Source organism: Cytobacillus sp. SAFR-174 (assembly GCF_051964675.1).
Taxonomy (GTDB): domain Bacteria; phylum Bacillota; class Bacilli; order Bacillales; family Cytobacillaceae; genus Cytobacillus.
The window spans coordinates 87,571-106,549 of record NZ_JBQCMZ010000017.1 but is presented as its reverse complement, the minus strand read 5'-3'; the positions used below and the strand labels follow the sequence as shown (position 1 = coordinate 106,549).

At 40.8% G+C, this 18,979-nt stretch carries 18 protein-coding genes and 1 riboswitch; of the genes, 13 read left to right on the top strand and 5 right to left on the bottom strand.

The genetic code is table 11. From position 1 onward, the window contains the following. Positions 1-121: 121 nt before the first annotated feature. On the bottom strand, positions 122-1,282 hold the full coding sequence (locus tag ACTHRG_RS17185) for an MFS transporter (protein ID WP_076260821.1): 1,161 nt from the start codon (positions 1,280-1,282) through the stop codon (positions 122-124). A 167-nt stretch (positions 1,283-1,449) separates the two neighbouring features. On the opposite strand from ACTHRG_RS17185, the gene ACTHRG_RS17180 reads away from it, so the two are divergent. Further along, a complete protein-coding gene (locus tag ACTHRG_RS17180; RefSeq protein ID WP_076260823.1) occupies positions 1,450-2,961 on the top strand; it encodes a carboxypeptidase M32 in 1,512 nt (503 codons plus the stop codon). Positions 2,962-3,026: 65 nt separating this feature from the next. Continuing rightward, complete coding sequence (locus ACTHRG_RS17175; protein WP_440231668.1) at positions 3,027-3,944, top strand: DMT family transporter; 918 nt, start codon at positions 3,027-3,029, stop codon at positions 3,942-3,944. 35 nt (positions 3,945-3,979) lie between these two features. Here the strand turns inward: ACTHRG_RS17175 and ACTHRG_RS17170 are convergent, their stop codons facing one another. From ACTHRG_RS17170 to ACTHRG_RS17160, 3 genes are read right to left on the bottom strand one after another with little or no spacing between them, the layout of a single operon-like run. After that, on the bottom strand, positions 3,980-5,635 hold the full coding sequence (locus tag ACTHRG_RS17170; RefSeq protein WP_440231667.1) for a b(o/a)3-type cytochrome-c oxidase subunit 1: 1,656 nt from the start codon (positions 5,633-5,635) through the stop codon (positions 3,980-3,982). Further along, positions 5,635-6,111 (bottom strand): cytochrome c oxidase subunit II, encoded by a 477-nt coding sequence (locus ACTHRG_RS17165; RefSeq protein WP_076260829.1) that lies wholly within the window; start codon positions 6,109-6,111, stop codon positions 5,635-5,637. Before ACTHRG_RS17165 ends, ACTHRG_RS17170 begins: the two co-directional genes overlap by 1 nt. Before the next feature lie 21 nt (positions 6,112-6,132). Beyond that, positions 6,133-6,282 carry a hypothetical protein gene (locus tag ACTHRG_RS17160; protein WP_035333553.1) on the bottom strand — a complete coding sequence of 50 codons (150 nt, stop codon included), beginning with the start codon at positions 6,280-6,282 and terminating at the stop codon, positions 6,133-6,135. A gap of 360 nt (positions 6,283-6,642) precedes the next feature. Then, positions 6,643-6,744, top strand: a riboswitch (purine riboswitch). Positions 6,745-6,887: 143 nt separating this feature from the next. On the opposite strand from ACTHRG_RS17160, the gene ACTHRG_RS17155 reads away from it, so the two are divergent. From ACTHRG_RS17155 to ACTHRG_RS17105, 11 genes are all read left to right on the top strand, one after another. Further along, on the top strand, positions 6,888-7,490 hold the full coding sequence (locus tag ACTHRG_RS17155) for a xanthine phosphoribosyltransferase (RefSeq protein WP_076260831.1): 603 nt from the start codon (positions 6,888-6,890) through the stop codon (positions 7,488-7,490). Continuing rightward, positions 7,487-8,797, top strand: coding sequence for a nucleobase:cation symporter-2 family protein (locus tag ACTHRG_RS17150; protein ID WP_076260835.1), 1,311 nt, complete (start codon positions 7,487-7,489; stop codon positions 8,795-8,797). The genes ACTHRG_RS17155 and ACTHRG_RS17150 overlap by 4 nt, the downstream gene beginning before the upstream one ends. Positions 8,798-8,903: 106 nt before the next feature. Continuing rightward, entirely contained in the window at positions 8,904-9,050 is a 147-nt protein-coding gene (locus ACTHRG_RS17145) for a hypothetical protein (protein ID WP_175609143.1), read from the top strand. A gap of 237 nt (positions 9,051-9,287) precedes the next feature. Beyond that, positions 9,288-10,370, top strand: coding sequence for a type III polyketide synthase (locus ACTHRG_RS17140; protein ID WP_076260837.1), 1,083 nt, complete (start codon positions 9,288-9,290; stop codon positions 10,368-10,370). A gap of 4 nt (positions 10,371-10,374) precedes the next feature. Continuing rightward, entirely contained in the window at positions 10,375-10,938 is a 564-nt protein-coding gene (locus ACTHRG_RS17135; RefSeq protein ID WP_076260839.1) for an isoprenylcysteine carboxyl methyltransferase family protein, read from the top strand. Between the two features lie 665 nt (positions 10,939-11,603). Beyond that, entirely contained in the window at positions 11,604-15,269 is a 3,666-nt protein-coding gene (locus tag ACTHRG_RS17130) for a dynamin family protein (protein WP_440231666.1), read from the top strand. A gap of 24 nt (positions 15,270-15,293) precedes the next feature. Continuing rightward, complete coding sequence (locus ACTHRG_RS17125; RefSeq protein ID WP_076260843.1) at positions 15,294-16,043, top strand: nucleotidyltransferase domain-containing protein; 750 nt, start codon at positions 15,294-15,296, stop codon at positions 16,041-16,043. Between the two features lie 29 nt (positions 16,044-16,072). Beyond that, complete coding sequence (locus ACTHRG_RS17120) at positions 16,073-16,264, top strand: hypothetical protein (protein ID WP_076261070.1); 192 nt, start codon at positions 16,073-16,075, stop codon at positions 16,262-16,264. After that, complete coding sequence (locus tag ACTHRG_RS17115) at positions 16,261-17,097, top strand: sulfurtransferase (RefSeq protein WP_076260845.1); 837 nt, start codon at positions 16,261-16,263, stop codon at positions 17,095-17,097. The genes ACTHRG_RS17120 and ACTHRG_RS17115 overlap by 4 nt, the downstream gene beginning before the upstream one ends. 91 nt (positions 17,098-17,188) lie before the next feature. After that, positions 17,189-17,791: a hypothetical protein gene (locus ACTHRG_RS17110; RefSeq protein WP_048007869.1), complete on the top strand. Its 603-nt coding sequence runs from the start codon at positions 17,189-17,191 to the stop codon at positions 17,789-17,791. Positions 17,792-17,870: 79 nt separating this feature from the next. Further along, complete coding sequence (locus ACTHRG_RS17105; RefSeq protein ID WP_076260848.1) at positions 17,871-18,761, top strand: 5'-3' exonuclease; 891 nt, start codon at positions 17,871-17,873, stop codon at positions 18,759-18,761. 75 nt (positions 18,762-18,836) lie between these two features. Here ACTHRG_RS17105 and sspL read toward each other — a convergent pair whose 3' ends face one another. Further along, the gene (sspL, locus tag ACTHRG_RS17100) at positions 18,837-18,974 is read right to left on the bottom strand and encodes a small, acid-soluble spore protein L (protein ID WP_026581140.1); all 138 of its coding nucleotides are present in this window, start codon (positions 18,972-18,974) and stop codon (positions 18,837-18,839) included. Between the last annotated feature and the right edge of the window lie 5 nt (positions 18,975-18,979).

Sequence of the window (18,979 nt, the reverse complement as noted above, 5' to 3'; positions counted from 1 at the left end):
TTCTCCATACATTCAAAACAGATAGTTTCATTTTTTTCATTATGGACTCCATTGAAGAATCCATCTAGACAGTATAGGTCTTTCCCGCAAACAGCGCAGCTGCCTACTAATTCTTTCATTTTCAGTCACTCCCGCTTTTTAATATTTGGGGACTTCTCTTTTTAAAGTATATGGACATGCCGCATACAGTTAACAATAAAATGGCTGCGGCGATTAAAAAACCTATGTTGAATGTTACTCTCAAGAAACCTAATATGGTGGAACCGGCTACCACACCTAAAGAAAAAAAGGCATAGAAGAGGCCGAATGCCTTTCCTCTTGTTTTTTCAGTTGTATGATTGGCTATAAGGGCATTAATGGATGGGAATAGAAGAGCAAACCCGGTGCCGTAAAGAACCATGCATAAAAACATGAATCCAAGAGAAGATGCTGAACTTAGCAGGATTAATGCAATTCCTATGATCACCATGCCAGAAAGCATGCTATTGTGATGCTTATATTTATCAAAAATTTTATTAATGGGCAGCAGAAAAATAAGAATTGCAGTTATTCCGAAAGTGCTTAATAATATTCCGCTGTACATCGCATCAATTTGCATCGCTTCTACCTGAAGAGGAAGAAGATAGGCAAGTGTCCCTTGAGCAAACATAAGAGAAAAGGCTCCTAAATAACTTGCAGTGAGCATAGGATTTTTAAGTAATGGAAGCATTTTCTCATGGGAGCTCTCTTTTTTTACATTTTTCATAGTCTCTGCAGGCAGAAACACAAAGGCAATGACTGCGCTGCTGATCATTGTTGCCGCTATAATTAAAAAGACCCAGTTTATGCTGTAATTAGAAGCAATGACTGCCCCAAAAGCGGGTCCTATAATGGCTGAACAGCCGACAGCTGCGCCTGATACAGCCATTTTTTTACCTTGTTTGTCTGAAGTTCCGAGGTTTGAAATGATTGTAAAAGCCGCAGGGACCAGGAATCCGCCAAATAACCCGTGAAGAAATCTTACTGAGATTAATTGGAGGGGTGAATCAGTAAAGGTATACAGGACTAAAATGATTCCGGTTAATGATAGACCGGACACAAGAACCCTTTTTGCTCCGCTTCTATCTATCCAATAGCCGGCTAAAATATTGCCTATCATATTCGAGAAGGAATACATCCCAACAATCATTCCCGCAAAGGCGGGTGATGGATAATATGACATCGCAAAGGGGCTCATTATAGGAAGCTGAGAAAATGTATCAATAAATGCTGCTATAACGATAAAATAAATCAAATATTTCATGCTATCTCACTTTCCGGTTAGTTCACTTTCCACCATTATAACTCTTTGACAGCCAGGTGAAAAAGAAAAACAGCCAAAGAGCAAAGGTAAGAAAAAGCTTATAGAGACTGCCTTTTCAGAAAAATATGATAAAATGAAACTGTAATAGATACAAAGGGGGAAAAATTGTGACAGAATCACTTAAACAGACAGAACAGCAATTCCTGGATTATGTCAAAAAAATGACGGCCTATAATGAAGCGATCGGGCTGATGTATTGGGATATGAGGACAGGCGCACCCAAGCAGGGAATGGAACAGCGCTCCGAAGTGATTGGAATGATTTCTTCAGAAGTTTTCAGAATGTCCACTTCTGAGGAAATGGCAGCATACATAGCGAAACTCTCCGGCCGGGAAAATCTTTCTGAAGTAACTGTGAAAACACTGGAAGAATGTAAAAAGGATTATGACCGGAATAAAAAAATTCCTGCGGAGGAATATACCGAATATGTCATCCTGCAATCCAGGGCTGAAAGTATTTGGGAAGATGCAAAGGCAAGCTCAGATTTTGAAATGTTCCAGCCTTATTTGGAAAAGCTTGTTGAAATGAATAAAAGATTCATTTCTTATTGGGGATATGAAGGAAATAAATATAATACTCTTCTGGATATGTATGAACCTGGTGTCACCGTTGAAACGCTTGATCAGGTGTTCGGGCAGCTGAGGGAAAAAATTGTTCCGCTTGTTCAGCAGATTTCTGACTCACAGAATAAACCGGAAACCAGCTTTTTATTTGAACATTTTTCCAAGGACAAACAGCGGGATTTCAGCCTTAAAGTTCTTGATCAAATGGGCTATAACTTTAAAGCGGGACGTCTCGATGAAACCGTTCATCCCTTTGCAACAGGTTTAAATCCCGGTGATGTCCGAGTAACCACCAAATATGATGAAACTGATTTCCGGACAGCTGTATTTGGCACGATTCATGAAGGCGGGCATGCTCTTTATGAACAAAATATTTCTTCTGACCTGGTAGGAACTCCGCTATGCTCTGGCACATCCATGGGAATTCATGAATCACAGTCACTATTTTATGAAAACTTTGTTGGAAGACATCTTTCATTCTGGAAAAAGAATTATGAACTTCTTAAAGAATATGCAAGCGGTCAATTTGATGCTGTCTCAATAGATTCTTTTTATCGTGCAATTAATGAATCAAAGCCATCTTTAATCCGTATTGAGGCAGATGAATTAACATATCCGCTTCATATCATCATCCGTTATGAAATTGAAAAAGGCTTGTTTAACGATGAAATTGAAGTTAAAGACCTTCCAGCGATCTGGAATGAAAAATATGAACAATACCTGGGAGTAAAGCCAGAGAATGACGGAGAAGGCGTTCTTCAGGATGTTCACTGGGCAGGGGGAAGCTTCGGTTATTTCCCTTCATACGCTTTGGGATACATGTATGCAGCACAGCTGAAAAACAGTATGTTAAAGGACTTGCCAAATTATGATGAATTGCTTGAAGAGGGTAATTTACTTCCGATCAAAGAATGGTTCACTAAGAATGTGCACCAGTTCGGCAAGATGAAAAAACCGCTTGAAATTTTAAATGATGTAACGGGAGAAGGCCTGAATGCCCAGCATTTAATTGATTATCTGTATGATAAGTACGGCAAGGTGTATCAGCTGAAATAAATGTTTGAACATAATTTTAGTAAGGGGGTGGCCTCAGCCATCCTCTTACTTCATGGAGAGACCAAATGAAGAAATTACTTCCATTTCTAATGATTGCGTTAGGAGCAAGTTTATGGGGTGTTATTGCAGTATTTGTTAAAGGGCTCGGGAAATATGGATTCTCAGCTATGGAAATTGTGGCTGTAAGAGTGTTTTTTGCAGCTATATTTCTCGTTCTAATCGGAATGATGCGTTTCCGGAACTGTTTTAAACTGGAATCTGCCGCTGACATCCGTTTTTTTGCTGGAACCGGAATACTGAGCATTGTCTTTTTTAATTATTGTTATTTCACAGCGATGAACCAGATCAGCATTTCATTGGCAGTCGTTCTGCTTTACACCGCTCCGGCATTTGTGACTTTATTATCTTACCTGTTCCTAAAGGAAGGGATAAATCTAAGAAAGATTTCAGCAGTGGCAGGCACTCTTGTGGGCTGCATTTTAGTTGCCGGAATATCAGCGGGCAGCAGTGATATTACACTGGTTGGCATTTTAACGGGATTAGGTGCCGGGTTTGGCTATGCACTTTATACAATCTTCGGGAAATTTGCGTTAAGAAAGTATCATCCCTTTACAGTTACGCTTTATACATTCCTAGTTGCTTCGGTATTTCTGATCCCGGTAACAAAGCTATGGACCAAAGCTTCAGTTTTTTTGAACGCTGAAGTTTTGTTTCTTAGTATTGGTTTAGGGTTTGTGCCTACGGTTCTGGCCTATTTTGTTTACACTTGGGGACTGGAAAAAACAGATGGAAGCAAAGCAGCTGTGATCGCTACAGTGGAACCAGTCGTGGCCATGCTTTTAGGACTGACTCTTTACGGGGAAAATCTCAGTGCAGTCCAGATTTGCGGTGCTTTGCTGATACTCAGTTCGGTTATTATTGTGAATTTGCCTGCAAGAAGGAAAAACGCGGGAATGACAGCTGAGAGCAAGTTAGATCATTAAAATACTCCGGTCAAATTTAGACCGGAGTGTTTTTTTTACCATAACTTATATCCTTTAGCCCCTGGAGGTGCATTTTGAATCAAATCGATAAATGGAATAGTGTAGGCAAATAGAATAAGAACAACAGTAATTCCGAGCCACAGCTTCCAGTTTTCGAATACCATCGGCGCTTTTTCCGCCTCATCAGCCGCTTCTCCGACAGGGAATTCCTGCTCGCCCTTTGGTGCGAAGAATGCAAGGTTGATAAAGATATAAATCATTAAAATTATGCCAATGAAGAGGATAGATCCGCCGATTGCCTGTGCAACCTGGTATGGAATCCATTCTGCTGCTTGTGCTGCTCCGCCATATTCTGAATAGGATGAACGGCGCGGTGCTCCAAGCAGACCCACAGCATGCATGGCACCGGACATGAATGTCATTCCGATTGACCAGATAACTGCCTGGATGATCCCTAATTTATTCATTGCTTTGGTTAATGTTCTTCCAGTCAGATGAGGAATAAGCCAGTAGGAAACCCCAAAGAATGTAAGCATTACAGATGTTGCCACTGTTAAGTGAAAGTGACCGGTTACCCAAATTGTATTATGAACTACCTGGTTCATCTGGTGGGAGGCGTTGACGATCCCGCCTGCACCCGCAGGGATAAAGGCTACCATCCCAATGAATGGAACGACAAATCGCGCATCTCCCCAAGGAAGTTTCTTAACCCATCCAAATAACCCTGTGGCCCCTTTTGAACGGCCAAAGCTTTCGAAAGTAGCAAATAAAGAAAATGCAGTCATTAAAGATGGAATGACAACCAGGAATGTTAAGATAACCTGCAGGAACTTCCATGCCGGATCAATTCCCGGCTCCATTAATTGATGGTGAAATCCGACAGGGATTGAGAACAGCAGGAATAATATAAAAGACATACGTGCCAATGAATCAGAGAAAATCTTTCCGCCGATGACTTTTGGAATGACAACATACCAGGCCATATAAGCCGGCAATAGCCAGAAGTATACAAGCGGATGCCCGAAATACCAGAATAGAGTTCGGCTGACACCGATATTTACGGTCTCTACAAATCCTAACGACCATGGAAGAAGCTGGAAAAGAACGGTGGATGCTACACCGATTGTTGCCACAATCCACATCATCGTGTTGACCAATGACATGAAGGTTAATAACGGACTCGGCTGGCCAGGATTTTTCCTGCGCCATTCTGCATACTTCATAATGATTGCTGCCCCGTCAATCCAGCTTCCCACTATGACAAGTGTTAAACCGATATAGTACAATGCATGTGCCTGAAGAGGAGCATAGAAAGTATAAAGAACTGTAGCCTCATTCAGCAGAATCATAACAGCTGCAAGAACAGTTCCCGCTGTCATCAGCCAAAAACCGATCCAGCCGGTAATGCGCTGTTTATTTGTAAGGGTCCCTGATGTTTTGCTTGTTGCAGCTAACTGGAAGCCCATTATAAAAAAAGTAGTAAGTACAAGTCCCAATACAACACCGTGAACCGTGAGGATCTGGTAATACCCGATGCCTGCCGGGAGCTCGAATTTACCGGAGCGGACCAAAGTCTGCAATAATCCGGCTAGGCCGCCTATTGCTAAAGCTGTAAAAGCAACGAAAAAGTGAGCCATTGCCAATTTTGCGTCACGAGGGTCAACTTTTAATTTTGCTGAAGGATTAAACATTATTCCACCACCTTAATTTTAGACGACATCATGTGGTGACCAACACCGCAATATTCATTACATACAATTAAGTATTCGCCTGTTTTATCAAATGTTGTCACATGTTCACTGATATATCCGGGTTCAAGCATCATGTTGATATTCGATCCAGCAACTTCAAAACCGTGGACAACGTCTTTGGTTGTAGCGATAATTTTCACTTTAGCTCCATATGGGACCTCTACTTCAGCTGGGCTGTAGGAAAACGCAGATGCTACGTATATCAATTCGTAATCCCAATCTTTTCCTTCTACCTTTTTCAATCCAGGCTCATTAAATGGAACGGTAGTATCGACCTTTTCAGGATCAATGGTTGCCAAACAGCTTGGAGGCTGATTGCCCAGGTAAAATGCGCTGACTCCCAGTACTGTTAAAAAAACAAGCAGCGATCCGATTCCAAAAGTGAGCCAGGCTTTTTCAAACTTATGCATATGCATGGCTTTTTCCCCTTTCTAACTTTAAAAGCGGCTGATAAATAATAGATAAACGCCTACCCATGTAATGATCAGGAAGAATCCCAATAAGAAAACGGAAGCTAACGTTCCCTTTAAGGAAGAGCTATCCTCTATTTCAGTTTTTGTTTTGCGGCTGAGTTCCGTTTTCGCCATTTTCCTTCACTCCTTTCGAAAATTGGAAAAAGTAAATGATTACACTTTCATAATACAAAACATTTAGGAAGATTCTAGATGCTTTTGGTGAGTTCACAAATTGTTCATTCGTAACTTAAACACTATGATAATGGTGAAAAATTGATATTTAAGTGATTTAAATCACAAAACATAGTTGTAAATTGTGAAATAAATGTGAAGGTTTACATTTGTCTTCAAAAGAGGTACTAATTATAGAAAAAAATCATACTTAAAATAATAAACTGTCCAATTTACGAACGATTATAGAAAAAATATTATTTTGGTTCGTCTTTGTATGAAGGTTTTTGTTGAAGTATCAGGAAATGATGTTATAATGTTAATAAATTAATAACATTCACTCATATAATCGCGAGGATATGGCTCGCAAGTTTCTACCGGATTACCGTAAATAATTCGACTATGAGTGAGCAATGACCAGGGCGTTTGTTTGTCATCCCTGTTTGCCTGCAGCTAAACTTCCAGCCTGAAGGCCATTGCTTCACTCATTTTTATGTTGTGAATGCAATGGGCCTCAGGCTTTTTTTATGGACCTGAAGGCTTTCTATCACAGAGGAGGACGCAAAATGGATATGCTCATTGAAAAAATAAAAAGCGAAGGGGTTGTTTTATCACCTTCAGTCTTAAAGGTGGATTCATTTCTGAATCACCAAATAGATCCTCAGCTTATGCATGAAGTCGGGAGAGAATTTGCAGATAGATTCTCAAACAGCGGGATTACAAAAATATTGACAATCGAATCTTCAGGGATTGCACCAGCTGTAATGGCGGGACTTCATCTGAATGTCCCGGTTGTATTTGCGAGAAAAAGAAAATCACTCACTCTGGTAAATGACCTGATTACAGCTTCTGTCTATTCTTTTACAAAGGAAGAAACAAGTGAAATCTCTGTTTCAAGGAAATATCTTTCAGAAGAGGATAATCTTCTGATCATTGATGATTTTCTAGCGAATGGACAGGCTGCATTAGGTCTTGCCGAAATAGCCCAAAAAGCGGGATCAGCAGTCGCAGGGATAGGAATTGTTATTGAAAAAGGCTTTCAAAATGGCGGACAGCAGCTGAGAGAGAATGGATTCCGGGTCGAATCTTTAGCAATTATTGACTCTCTTGAAAATGGCATGATCAGCTTTGAAAAAACATCAGAGAAAATGGAGGAATTGTTGCGATGAATCAGAATCCTATTAAAATTGCTTCGCTCGGAATTCAGCATGTCCTTGCCATGTACGCAGGCGCGGTCATTGTACCGTTGATTGTAGGTGGGGCACTGGGATTAACCGGGGAACAGCTTACCTATTTGGTTTCAATTGATATTTTTATGTGCGGAATTGCAACACTGCTTCAAGTATGGCGCAGCAGATTCTTTGGAATTGGGCTGCCGGTCGTACTTGGCTGCACATTTACGGCTGTTGGACCAATGATTGCGATTGGCGGACAGTATGGAATACCGGCAATCTATGGGTCTATACTGGTTTCCGGTATTTTTGTGGTAGCTGTTTCAAAGTATTTTGGAAAACTGGTGAAATTTTTCCCGCCTGTTGTGACAGGGTCAGTAGTTACAATTATCGGGATTACGTTAATTCCTGTTGCCATGAATAATATGGCCGGCGGACAGGGAAGCCCGGATTTTGGTTCGATGACAAACATCGCATTGGCTTTTGGAACTTTGCTGTTCATTATTATTCTCTTCCGTTTCTTTAATGGCTTTATCCGGGCGATTGCCATTTTGCTGGGATTGGCTGCAGGAACCATAGCATCCTATTTTATGGGCATGGTCGATTTCACGGCTGTTGGAGACGCTTCCTGGTTCCATATGCCATCACCTTTCTATTTTGGTATGCCGACCTTTGAGGTGACAGCCATCCTGACTATGATTCTAGTAGCAATGGTCAGTTTAGTTGAATCTACAGGCGTATACTTTGCACTGGGAGATATCTGTGAAGAGAAATTGGAAGAAAAGGACCTCTCGAATGGATATCGTGCAGAAGGGCTTGCCATTATTCTTGGTGCTGTCTTTAATGCATTTCCTTATACAACCTATTCTCAAAACGTCGGACTTCTTCAGCTGTCAGGCGTAAAAACAAAGAATGTTATATATACAGCAGGTGCGTTCCTTGTACTGCTTGGACTGGTTCCGAAAATCGGTGCATTGACAACCATTATTCCAACTCCAGTATTAGGAGGCGCAATGGTTGCCATGTTCGGTATGGTAGTCGCCTATGGAATAAAAATGCTCAGCAAAGTAGAGTTCTCCTCCCAGGAAAATTTATTGATCATTGCCTGCTCTGTCGGGATGGGGCTGGGTGTAACAGCCGTTCCTGAACTATTCGCGCAAATGCCTTCGAGTGTGCGGATCCTGACGGATAACGGGATAGTGGCAGGCAGTGTGACGGCCATCCTTTTAAATATCGTTTTCAATGTTGTTAAAGGAAAAAAAGCAGTTCAGCGTGCTTCTCTTGCGGAGCAGAAGGCTTTATAATTCTTCTTTGCGGCAATCACAATAATATTGGAAATCAATATAATATTCTATCGGTATTTTTACATTTCCGAAGCGATGTTTCTCGGAAGAAAGAGAGTGTAATGGGATGGAGAAATATTATTGTGATAACTGCCGGCTTTTATATAATGAAGAAGAAGTTTGTGCTGCTTGCGGTATCCTGGTGACGAAAAAAATATATATAGAAGTTCAAAAGCATCATAAAAACCATAATGGATTGGATGCATCAGAATAACTGCCCAAGGGCCTGCACTTCATGGATTGGCGCGGCACCCAAAATGTTAATTGGAAAAGATTTAGTAATGCTATTCATTTAATGATTCATTTATAATAAAGATGCACAACAACTCCTTCAAAACACATTGCTTCCTCCTAATGGGGGAAGCTTTTTTTTTGCTCTTTATCCAATTTTGAAACATAAATTGCTTTTATTTGGAAAAATTAACAGAAAGAAATAGAAGGAGAGTCATCTATGCCAGCAATTGTATCAGTAGCGGAGGCAATACCTGAACATGTTCTGACACAAGATCAGGTAATGGATTTTGCCAGAGATTTATTTTCCGGTTCCTTTAAGGATATTGAACGGCTATTAAAAGCTTTCCACAACGGCCAAATTGAGAAGCGGCACTTTGCAAAGGGACTGGAATGGTTCAAAACAGATAAATCATTTGAAGAACGAAACAATACATATATTGAGCAGTCTATTGAACTGGGAACAAGGGCAATAAAGCGCTGCCTGGAAAATGATCTTTTCCTGACCAGAAACCTTCCGTGCGATGAGATCGACGCCATCTTTACTATCTCAAGTTCAGGGATTGCCACTCCAAGTATTGAAGCAAGAATCATGAATAAGCTTCCATTTTCTGAGCATACGAAACGAATTCCGATATGGGGGCTGGGATGTGCAGGCGGGGCATCAGGGCTTTCAAGAGCCTATGAGTATTGTCTGGCTTTCCCTGAAGCGAAGGTACTGGTTTTAAGTATAGAATTATGCAGTTTGACTTTTCAGCGCAATGACCGGTCAAAAAGCAATCTTATCGGGACCTCTCTATTTGCTGATGGTGCAGCATGTGCGCTTATAACAGGTGATAAAGTACAAAGGGATTTTCAAAAGCTGTCGTCCATTCCCGGAATTCGGGGAACCCAATCAACAACCAAGCGAAATTCTTTGGATGTAATGGGCTGGGAAGTGAAGAATGAGGGTTTATATGTGGTCTTCTCAAAGGACATCCCATCCATAATAGAGGGATGGCTAAAGCCCAATGTAACGGAGTTTCTAAGGGGAAAAGGCATAGAAATGGAAGAGATAAACCACTTTGTTGCCCATCCCGGCGGAAAAAAAGTCATTGATGCTTATCAGAAATCGCTGCAATTTGACCCTTGTATGACAGAGATTTCACTTGATGTATTAAGGGAGTTCGGTAATATGTCATCTGCAACTATTCTTTACGTACTCAAAAGGTTTATGAAGATCGGCAGACAGGGAGATATCGGGCTGGCAACTGCACTCGGACCGGGATTCAGCTCGGAATTACTGCTGCTGGAATGGGAGTGAATACATGCTGTTCTTAATTTTTATTACCTTCATCATTTTGCAAAGGGCAGCAGAGCTTGCTGTAGCCCGGAGTAATGAAAAGTGGATGAAAGACAGGGGAGCACTGGAATTTGGCCAGCGGCACTATCCTTGGATCGTTGCGGTTCACGCTTTATTTTTTGTCTGCTATCCTCTTGAAGTATTTATCTTTGAAAAAGATCTGTCGCCTTTTTGGCCCATATTGCTGATTCTGTTCTTCCTTACCCAGGCGGGGAGGATATGGGCGCTGTTTTCTTTGGGGAAATACTGGAATACAAAAATTATCGTCCTGCCGGGAGCTAAGGTAGTCAGAAGAGGGCCATACCGGTTTATAAAGCATCCCAACTATGCCATTGTAGCTGCTGAATTTCTCTTGATTCCTTTAATATATCAGGCTTATATAACGGCAGCTGTTTTTACTCTGCTAAACATAATGGTGCTTTCTGTCAGAATACCAGAAGAGGAAAAAGCACTGAAGGAATTGACAGAATACGAAGAAGCCTTTTTACGGTTACGGCCTGACCTTAAAGAAGATATTAAAAAAGTTTGACAATTTTAAATTCCCTATTGAAAATGATTATCGTTCGTGATAAACTTCTAATTGAATTTGAAAATTATTCTCAATATCATTCCAACAGGAAGGTGCTGCTACATATGACAATTCTATTCGTTGCCGGCACAATTGCTGCCTACTCACTTGTTATGAAACATGTTTTAAATAACGTAGCTAGACCACATACAAGATAATAACTACTTATTGAAACCAGGCTATCTATGCCTGGTTTTTGTTTTCATATCGTCTGTTTAAATAGGTTTTTAGAAGTTAAATACATGAATGCACTGAGTTGATTGGAGCGGAAGGCGCGAGATCCTCGAAAATGCTATCGCATTTTCTTCGTGCGGTGTTTTTTCAGGGAAGCTTATTCAACGTCCAGTGGGAGCAGCGGGATAGGTGAGACCCCGGAGACGCTTAGCGTTGAGGAGGCTCAGCGCCCGCCCCGCGGAAAGCGAGTGCCTGCAGCGGAAATCAACGGGCTAAATTGTAAGACAAACAATTTATAAGCAGTAATTTGAAAATAGAACATAGAATAACAGCAGAAACTGATTTGCTGATAAAAATTAGAAAAATCAAAGATTAATCCATCCTGTATAGGAAAATAAACAAAAATCATTTAAAATAGGATGTAAATTATAGTTACAAGGGGATTAATGGAAATGGCCGACACGATTTTGCAACCAGGATTGCAGCAAACTGAATTAATAAACAGAATAACTGCTATATATACATTTGCCCAGAGAAATGGAGATGCCGAGACAGCCCAAAGAGCTAAGGATCTCGTGATTAAGCTAACGAACCAGGAATTTGCCATCGCTTTTTGCGGGCACTTTTCTGCCGGAAAATCAAGCATGATCAACAGGCTGGCAGGTGAAGATCTTCTTCCTTCCTCGCCAATTCCAACCAGTGCCAATCTGGTCAAAGTCAAATCAGGTGAGGAAGATTATGCAAAAGTAATTTTTAAGGAAGGAAAGCCAAGGCTTTATCCTGCTCCATATGATTACGGACAGGTAAAATCCTATTGCAAAGATGGCGATTCTATCCATTCCATTGAAATAAGCCATTCTGCCGCCAGCTTGCCAAAGAAGGCAGTGATTATGGATACACCCGGAATCGATTCCACTGATGATGCGCATAGAATTGCTACTGAATCTGCTCTTCATTTAGCTGACCTCATTTTTTATGTAATGGATTACAACCATGTTCAGTCAGAATTAAATTTTCTTTTTACGAAAGAACTGACGGCAGCAGGAAAAGATGTTTATCTTGTTATCAATCAAATTGATAAACATCGCGATGAAGAACTCAGCTTTGAGCAATTCAAAAAAAGTGTAAAGGATTCATTTGCATCCTGGGGAGTAAAGCCTGCCCGGATTTTTTACACCACGTTAAAAGACGAGAACCATCAGGCAAACGATTTTAAGGAACTTCAGAGCTTTATTAACAGCAGCATCGCTGATCGTGAAGAACTTTTGCCTCAGTCTGTTTTTAATTCTTTGAAGAAATTAACAGAGGATCATCTTGAGTTTTTAAGAGACTCTCATGCAGCTGAAAAAGCTGACTGGGAAGAAAAACTGGCAGAACTTGATCAGGATGACAGGGAGCAGCTTCCCGGCAGACTGGAAGACCTGGAGAACCAGTTAAATAAGCTGAATTCTTCCTTACATGAAGCTGATATAGAGGTAACCGGTAAATTAGATGAGATTTTGAAAAATGCTTATTTAATGCCTTTCCAAACGAGGGAACTGGCTGAATCATATCTTGAATCGTGCCAGCCCTCCTTTAAGGTTGGCCTGTTTTTCAGCAAACAGAAAACGGAGCAGGAAAGGTCATTGAGGCTTGACCGCTTCTATGAGGATTTATCAGAAAATGTTAAATCTCAGCTGGAGTGGCATATAAAGGAGCTGTTTTTACAGCAGTTCAAGAAGCATAGTATCCATGATTCTGAAAAACTTGCACAAGTTCAGAGTTTCAAGCTTAACTTTGAACCAGCTATTTTAGCTGAAACGGTAAAATCCGGGGCAATGGTTTCAGGTGATTATGTTCTGCAATATACAAACGACACAGCTGAGGCTGTAAAGAGAATTGCCAAAAAGAACGCAGCTTCTTTAAAGAATGCACTTCTAGAAGCACTCGAAGAAAATAACAGCCAGGAACAAACTGCGCTGGTCAATGAAATTCACACCCTTAATGCTTACGCTGAAGCATTAAATGCGTTAAAGGCCATCCATGAAAAAATTAATAAGGCATCAGCGGGAATGAACGTCTATTTGACTGGTGAATTTAATACTCATGAGTTTCAGGAAAAAGCCCATATGCTTGCAGCAGAAGAAGTTGATGAAGCTGAAGTTGTTTTCCTGAATGAAGATAAAGCTGAGAAAGAACAGGCAACCCGGAAATCTGAACAGTCACCTGATGAAGAGCCTGAAAAGGAAGCGGTTTCTGCAGTTGCAGTACAGCCTGTTATTGAAAAGCTTCGATATACTGCTAATGAAGTAAAGGAGCTCCCGGGCTTCAGAAAGCTTGCAGCTGATTTGGCAGATAAAGCATCAAGGCTTGATAGCAAAGAATTTACAGTTGCCCTTTTTGGTGCATTTAGTGCAGGGAAGTCTTCCTTTGCCAACGCTTTGATCGGGAATAAGCTTCTTCCTGTTTCACCGAATCCGACGACAGCTGCTATCAACAAGATTAAGCCTGTTACAGATGAAAATAAACATGGAACCGTTCTTGTTAAGGTTAAAGATTCACATACACTTTTAAATGATATCAATCATTCCTTGAAGGTGTTTGATTATTCAGCAGGAAACTTCGATGATGCTGCCGCCGCAATTAAGAAGATCACTGGGGAAAACCAGGATTTTGATGCGAGTGAAAAGACACACTTTGCATTTCTTAATGCATTTATGAAAGGGTACCATTTCTTCACAGATAAGCTGGGAAAAATCATTAAAGCTTACTTGGATGAGTTTGGGGATTATGTTGCCAATGAAGAAAAATCATGCTTTGTTGAAACGATTGAAGTTTACTTTGACTGTGAACTGACAAGGCAGGGAATTACCCTGGTTGACACACCCGGCGCTGATTCGATTAATGCGAGGCATACCGGGGTTGCATTTGAATATATTAAAAACTCGGATGCTATTCTTTTTGTCACTTATTATAATCATGCCTTCTCAAAAGCGGATAGAGAGTTCCTTATCCAGCTGGGAAGGGTTAAGGATACCTTCTCCCTTGATAAGATGTTCTTTATTGTCAATGCCATTGACCTTGCCAATAATGAGGAGGAAAAAGATTCGGTTCTCCAGTACGTTGAAGAACAGCTGGTGCAATACGGAATCCGCCGTCCTAATTTGTCTGGCATTTCAAGCCTTCAAGCTCTTGCAGAGAAGCTGGATAGCAGTAAAGAGGAAGTATCCAATATCAGTTCATTTGAAAAAAGCTTTTACTCCTTTATTAATCAGGATCTGCTGAATATTTCCATTTCATCAGCAGAAACAGAGTGGAAGCGCCTGCTAGCCCAGCTGAGGTCTTATATTTCTTCCTCACAGGAAAATAAAGAAGTCCGGATCGGAAAACTCAAACAGCTTGAGAAAGAACATAAGGATATTACTGCGATTATCAGCGGACAAAAACCTGAACTTCTTTCCCAAAGGCTTGAACAGGAAACAGATGAGCTCGTCTTTTACATCAAGCAGAGGGTATTTCTTCGTTTCTATGACTTTGTTAAGGAGGCATTTAATCCTTCAGTTCTAAAAGATGACGGAAGGAATTTAAAGAAAATGCTTAAATTGGCACTGGACGAATTCCTTGCAAGCTTTGGATTTGATTTTGCCCAGGAGCTTCGTGCAACAACATTAAGGCTTGAATCCTATATATCCAAATTGATCGCTCAGCAGCAGGAGACTATTTCCAAAAAAGCCTCCAATGTAAACAGTGATATGACTTTTAGCACATATGAGCCGTTAAAAATGGAAAGTATTGAATTTGAATCAGCATTTTCCAATGAAGACCCGAACCAATTTAAAAAAGCTTTGTCCTACTTTAAAAATCCAAAAGCATTTTTTGAAAAAAATGAGCGCAAGCAATTAGCTGATGAACTGGAGAAGAACCTGCAGGAACCTGCAGACCGTTATCTGCAGGCTGAAAGCAGCAGGCTGAAATTCCATTACAGCAGCCAGCTGATGACTGAATTCGAGCGGCTGCTCAATTCGCTGATTGAACAGAACAACGAATATTATGAAGGAATTACGGCTGCTTTAAAAGATGATTTCCCAATTGAAGAGCTGAAAGAAATTGAGAGGAATATTGCACAGTACGAAAACTAACTTGGAAAGGTTGCTGCTTTTCACATGGACAAATGGCTGTGCACAGCAGAAGAGAAATATAATATCGATATCCTTTTTGCTTGTGAAGCGGGGAGCAGGGCGTGGGGGACAGATGATGCGGATTCGGATTATGATATCCGCTTCATCTTCAAACATAAGAATCTGAAAACATATCTTTCCCTTGAACGCGCAAAAGATGTTATCAATACAGATACCCCTTATGATGCACACGGCTGGGATATCTTTAAAGCATTTGACCTTATGCAGAAATCCAATCCCAGTATATTTGAATGGGCATACTCACCTATTATTTACAAGGATATGAACGGCTTTTCAGAAAGGCTGAGGAGTATTGCGGAAGAAGAGTTTTCAAGATTTAAGTTATTCCATCATTACACTCAGGCTTTTTCCCGGAATCTCGGTGAAGCGGTAACAAATGAGAATCTTACGTTTAAGAAACAAAAGCTGCTGATTCAGGCAGTAAGGGCGTGCCTCATATCAAGGCAGCTGCTTAAGCAAAGTAATGTAAAAGGGGATTTTTTGTATACAGGTCTCTTTTGCATAAAGCCCGAGGATGAGATCACCCGCTTTTATCAGACCATGGTTCATGCTAAACAAAGCGGGAGGATAATCGAAAAGCATTTAGCAATGCAAATGGCGGAGAAACTGGAGTCAGAAAGGGAACTGCTCTATGCAGCAGCTGACTCAATGCCTAAAGAAAAAGGCAAGGTATCCGGATTGAATGAATGGCTCTGGGAATTGCTGAAGGTTTAAAATCATTTCTGAGAAGAAAAGGGAGACAAATGGAGAAGAATTCTTTTCATGCATGTGCAACCTGCATAAACTTCCAGCCTGAAAAACGTAAAGCCGGAATGTTTTATTTTTGCAGCAGGCTGGGCTATGAGACAAAGCCTGACTATCAATTTAATTGCTGGACACCAAAGGAACATATAATACACCTGATTGAAAAGAGAAAAGGGGAGAACCTTAAATGAAGTATCTAGCAGAAAAGGAATGGGTATTTTCCAAACTGGATGATCCCAATATCCGAATTGCCGACTGCCGTTTTAAACTTGGATCGCCAGGTGAAGGGCGCAGCTTATATGATCATAGCCATATTCCCCATGCAGTGTATTTTGATCTGGAGAAAGATCTGTCAGGTCCGGTAGCAGAACACGGAGGCCGTCATCCCCTTCCGGATCCAGCTCTACTTAAAAAAGTCCTTGAGAAAGCCGGGATCAGCAGAGATACCACAGTTATTGCCTATGACGGCGGAGAAGGGGCTTTTGCCGCAAGGTTCTGGTGGCTGCTCAGGTATTTAGGGCATGAGAAAGTTTTGGTATTGAACGGCGGATATAAGGATTGGGCTGAAAGCGATTATCCTTTGACTAAAGAAGTTCCCAGCATGGAGCGGGCGGATTTTAATATTGATCTGCAGCCTGACATATTTGCCTCATACGAAGAAGTTAAAAGCGTTGCAGGTAATCAGGAAAGTGCTGTATTAATTGACTCGAGAGAGGAAAAGAGATACCTGGGGCTGGAAGAGCCAATTGATAAAAAAGCGGGCCATATTCCTGGAGCAATCAATAAAGTTTGGCTTGAAGCATATAAAAATGGAAGATTTAAAGATGCGGAAGTACAGGAGAATCGATTTGCAGGTATTGATAAAGACCAACCCATTATTGTTTATTGCGGCTCTGGTGTAACGGCGGCTCCTAATTTTCTTGCTTTAAAGGAAGCCGGCTATAAACATGTTAAATTATATGCCGGAAGCTTCAGCGATTGGATCTCTTATGACAGCAATAAAATAGGAACTGTCGAAAAATAGTGAAATCCCTTTAAAAAAAGGGATTTTTTTACTGTTTAAATTGTTATATAATTTAAAATGTTTGATAGATTAGAAATTTTGGAGGGAAAATATGAATACTTCTGGTTACACCATAACCAAAAAACAAAAAACCGATATAACGCAAATATTGGTCACAACGGGAATCATTCTTATACTATCTGCAATATTTATTCCAATATTTTTACTTTCGCCATTTCAGGCTCAATTTTACAGGCCTGAAGGAACCTGGGTATTCGAAGCGCCAAAATCAGCTTATTTGACATTTAGCATTGGTCTGGCAGCTGTGGGTGTTTTTATCATATTGGGAGTTTGGATGAAGAGCGCAGAAAAATTCGGCTGGTTTGGAAAAGTTTTTGTGGGAGCAGGGTTTTTAATTTCGCTATTGATGGCAATTTTAAGTTTTGATTATTATCACTATATCGATAAAAATGGTGTGCATTTCAACACCTTACTCAGTTTGCAGGAGAAGCATTATGAATGGTCCGAAATTCAGCAGGCAAGGCAAACGGTTATAAATAAAATGGGTGTTATGTCAGATGATGAATTAATTTTTACTTTTTCCGATGGAACTGCTTATTCATTTCAGCTAAATGATAATATCCGCAAAGCGAGAATCGCGACTTACTATGAACTCGAAGAACAAGGAGTGGAATTGATCAGGGAAACAGACTGATTCTGTAAAACTTTTCAAGAGAAATGGAGAGTTTCCCATGTTATAATAGTTGTTATGATTATAATGGGGAGGCTGAGACATGAACGAGAATAAACCTTCACTGCTGCTTGTTGATGGAATGGCGCTGCTGTTCAGAGCTTATTTTGCAACAGCAATGTCCGGTCAATTTATGATAAATTCTAAAGGAATTCCTACAAACGGAGTTTATGGTTTTGTTAAACATTTTTTAACAGCTGTTTCTTCCTTTAATCCGACACATGTAGCAGTATGCTGGGATATGGGCAGCAAAACCTTCCGAACGGAAATGTTTGGTGCCTATAAAGCAAACCGTCCAGAAGCTCCGAATGAACTTGTGCCTCAATTCGATCTGGTAAAAGAAGTGGTGGAAGCCTTTGATGTACCTAATATTGGCCTTGAAGGATTTGAAGCTGACGATTGCATTGGAACCATTGCAAAAAAAGCAAGCCAGGAAGCGGAAGTTCTGATCCTTACAGGTGATCAGGATATGCTGCAGCTTCTGGATGACAATATTTCTGTCATTTTACTGCAAAAAGGTTACGGCAATTACCTTGTGCATACGACGGAGACGTTTTATGAAGAAAAAGGAATTACACCTAAGCAGATGATTGACCTGAAAGCCTTCATGGGAGATACGAGTGATAATTACCCGGGGGTAAAAGGAATTGGCGAAAAAACAGCGCTGAAGCTGCTTCAGCAATTTGAGCATATTGAAGGCGTATTAGAAAATCTTGAACAGCTAACTAAGGGACAGCGTGCCAAGATCGAACAGGATCTTGAAATGCTCCATTTGAGCAGGCAGCTGGCCGAAATAAAATGCGACGTTCCTGTTGAATGCCCTCTTGACCTCGCCCAATTCACAATGAACCGTGAAAAGGTCCTCGAGAAATTCACTGAAATTGAATTCCGCGGCCTTCACAGATTCCTTGATATTAAAAAGGAGTATGCATAAATAAAGCTCCAGGCTAAGCCTGGAGTTTTTTTAGTCATACATCGAAAAAAGCCGCACGTGGCGGCCATCCTGATATTATTTAGTATTTTTCTTCTTCGCTGCATTCTCCAGCTTGCTTTTAGGCTCTTCTGCAAATTCAGCATCCTGTCCGTATCCTTGCGGGTTTACGCCAGGTGCTTTTTTTCCTCTGTTTGTATGTCCGTTTTTACTCATCTGAT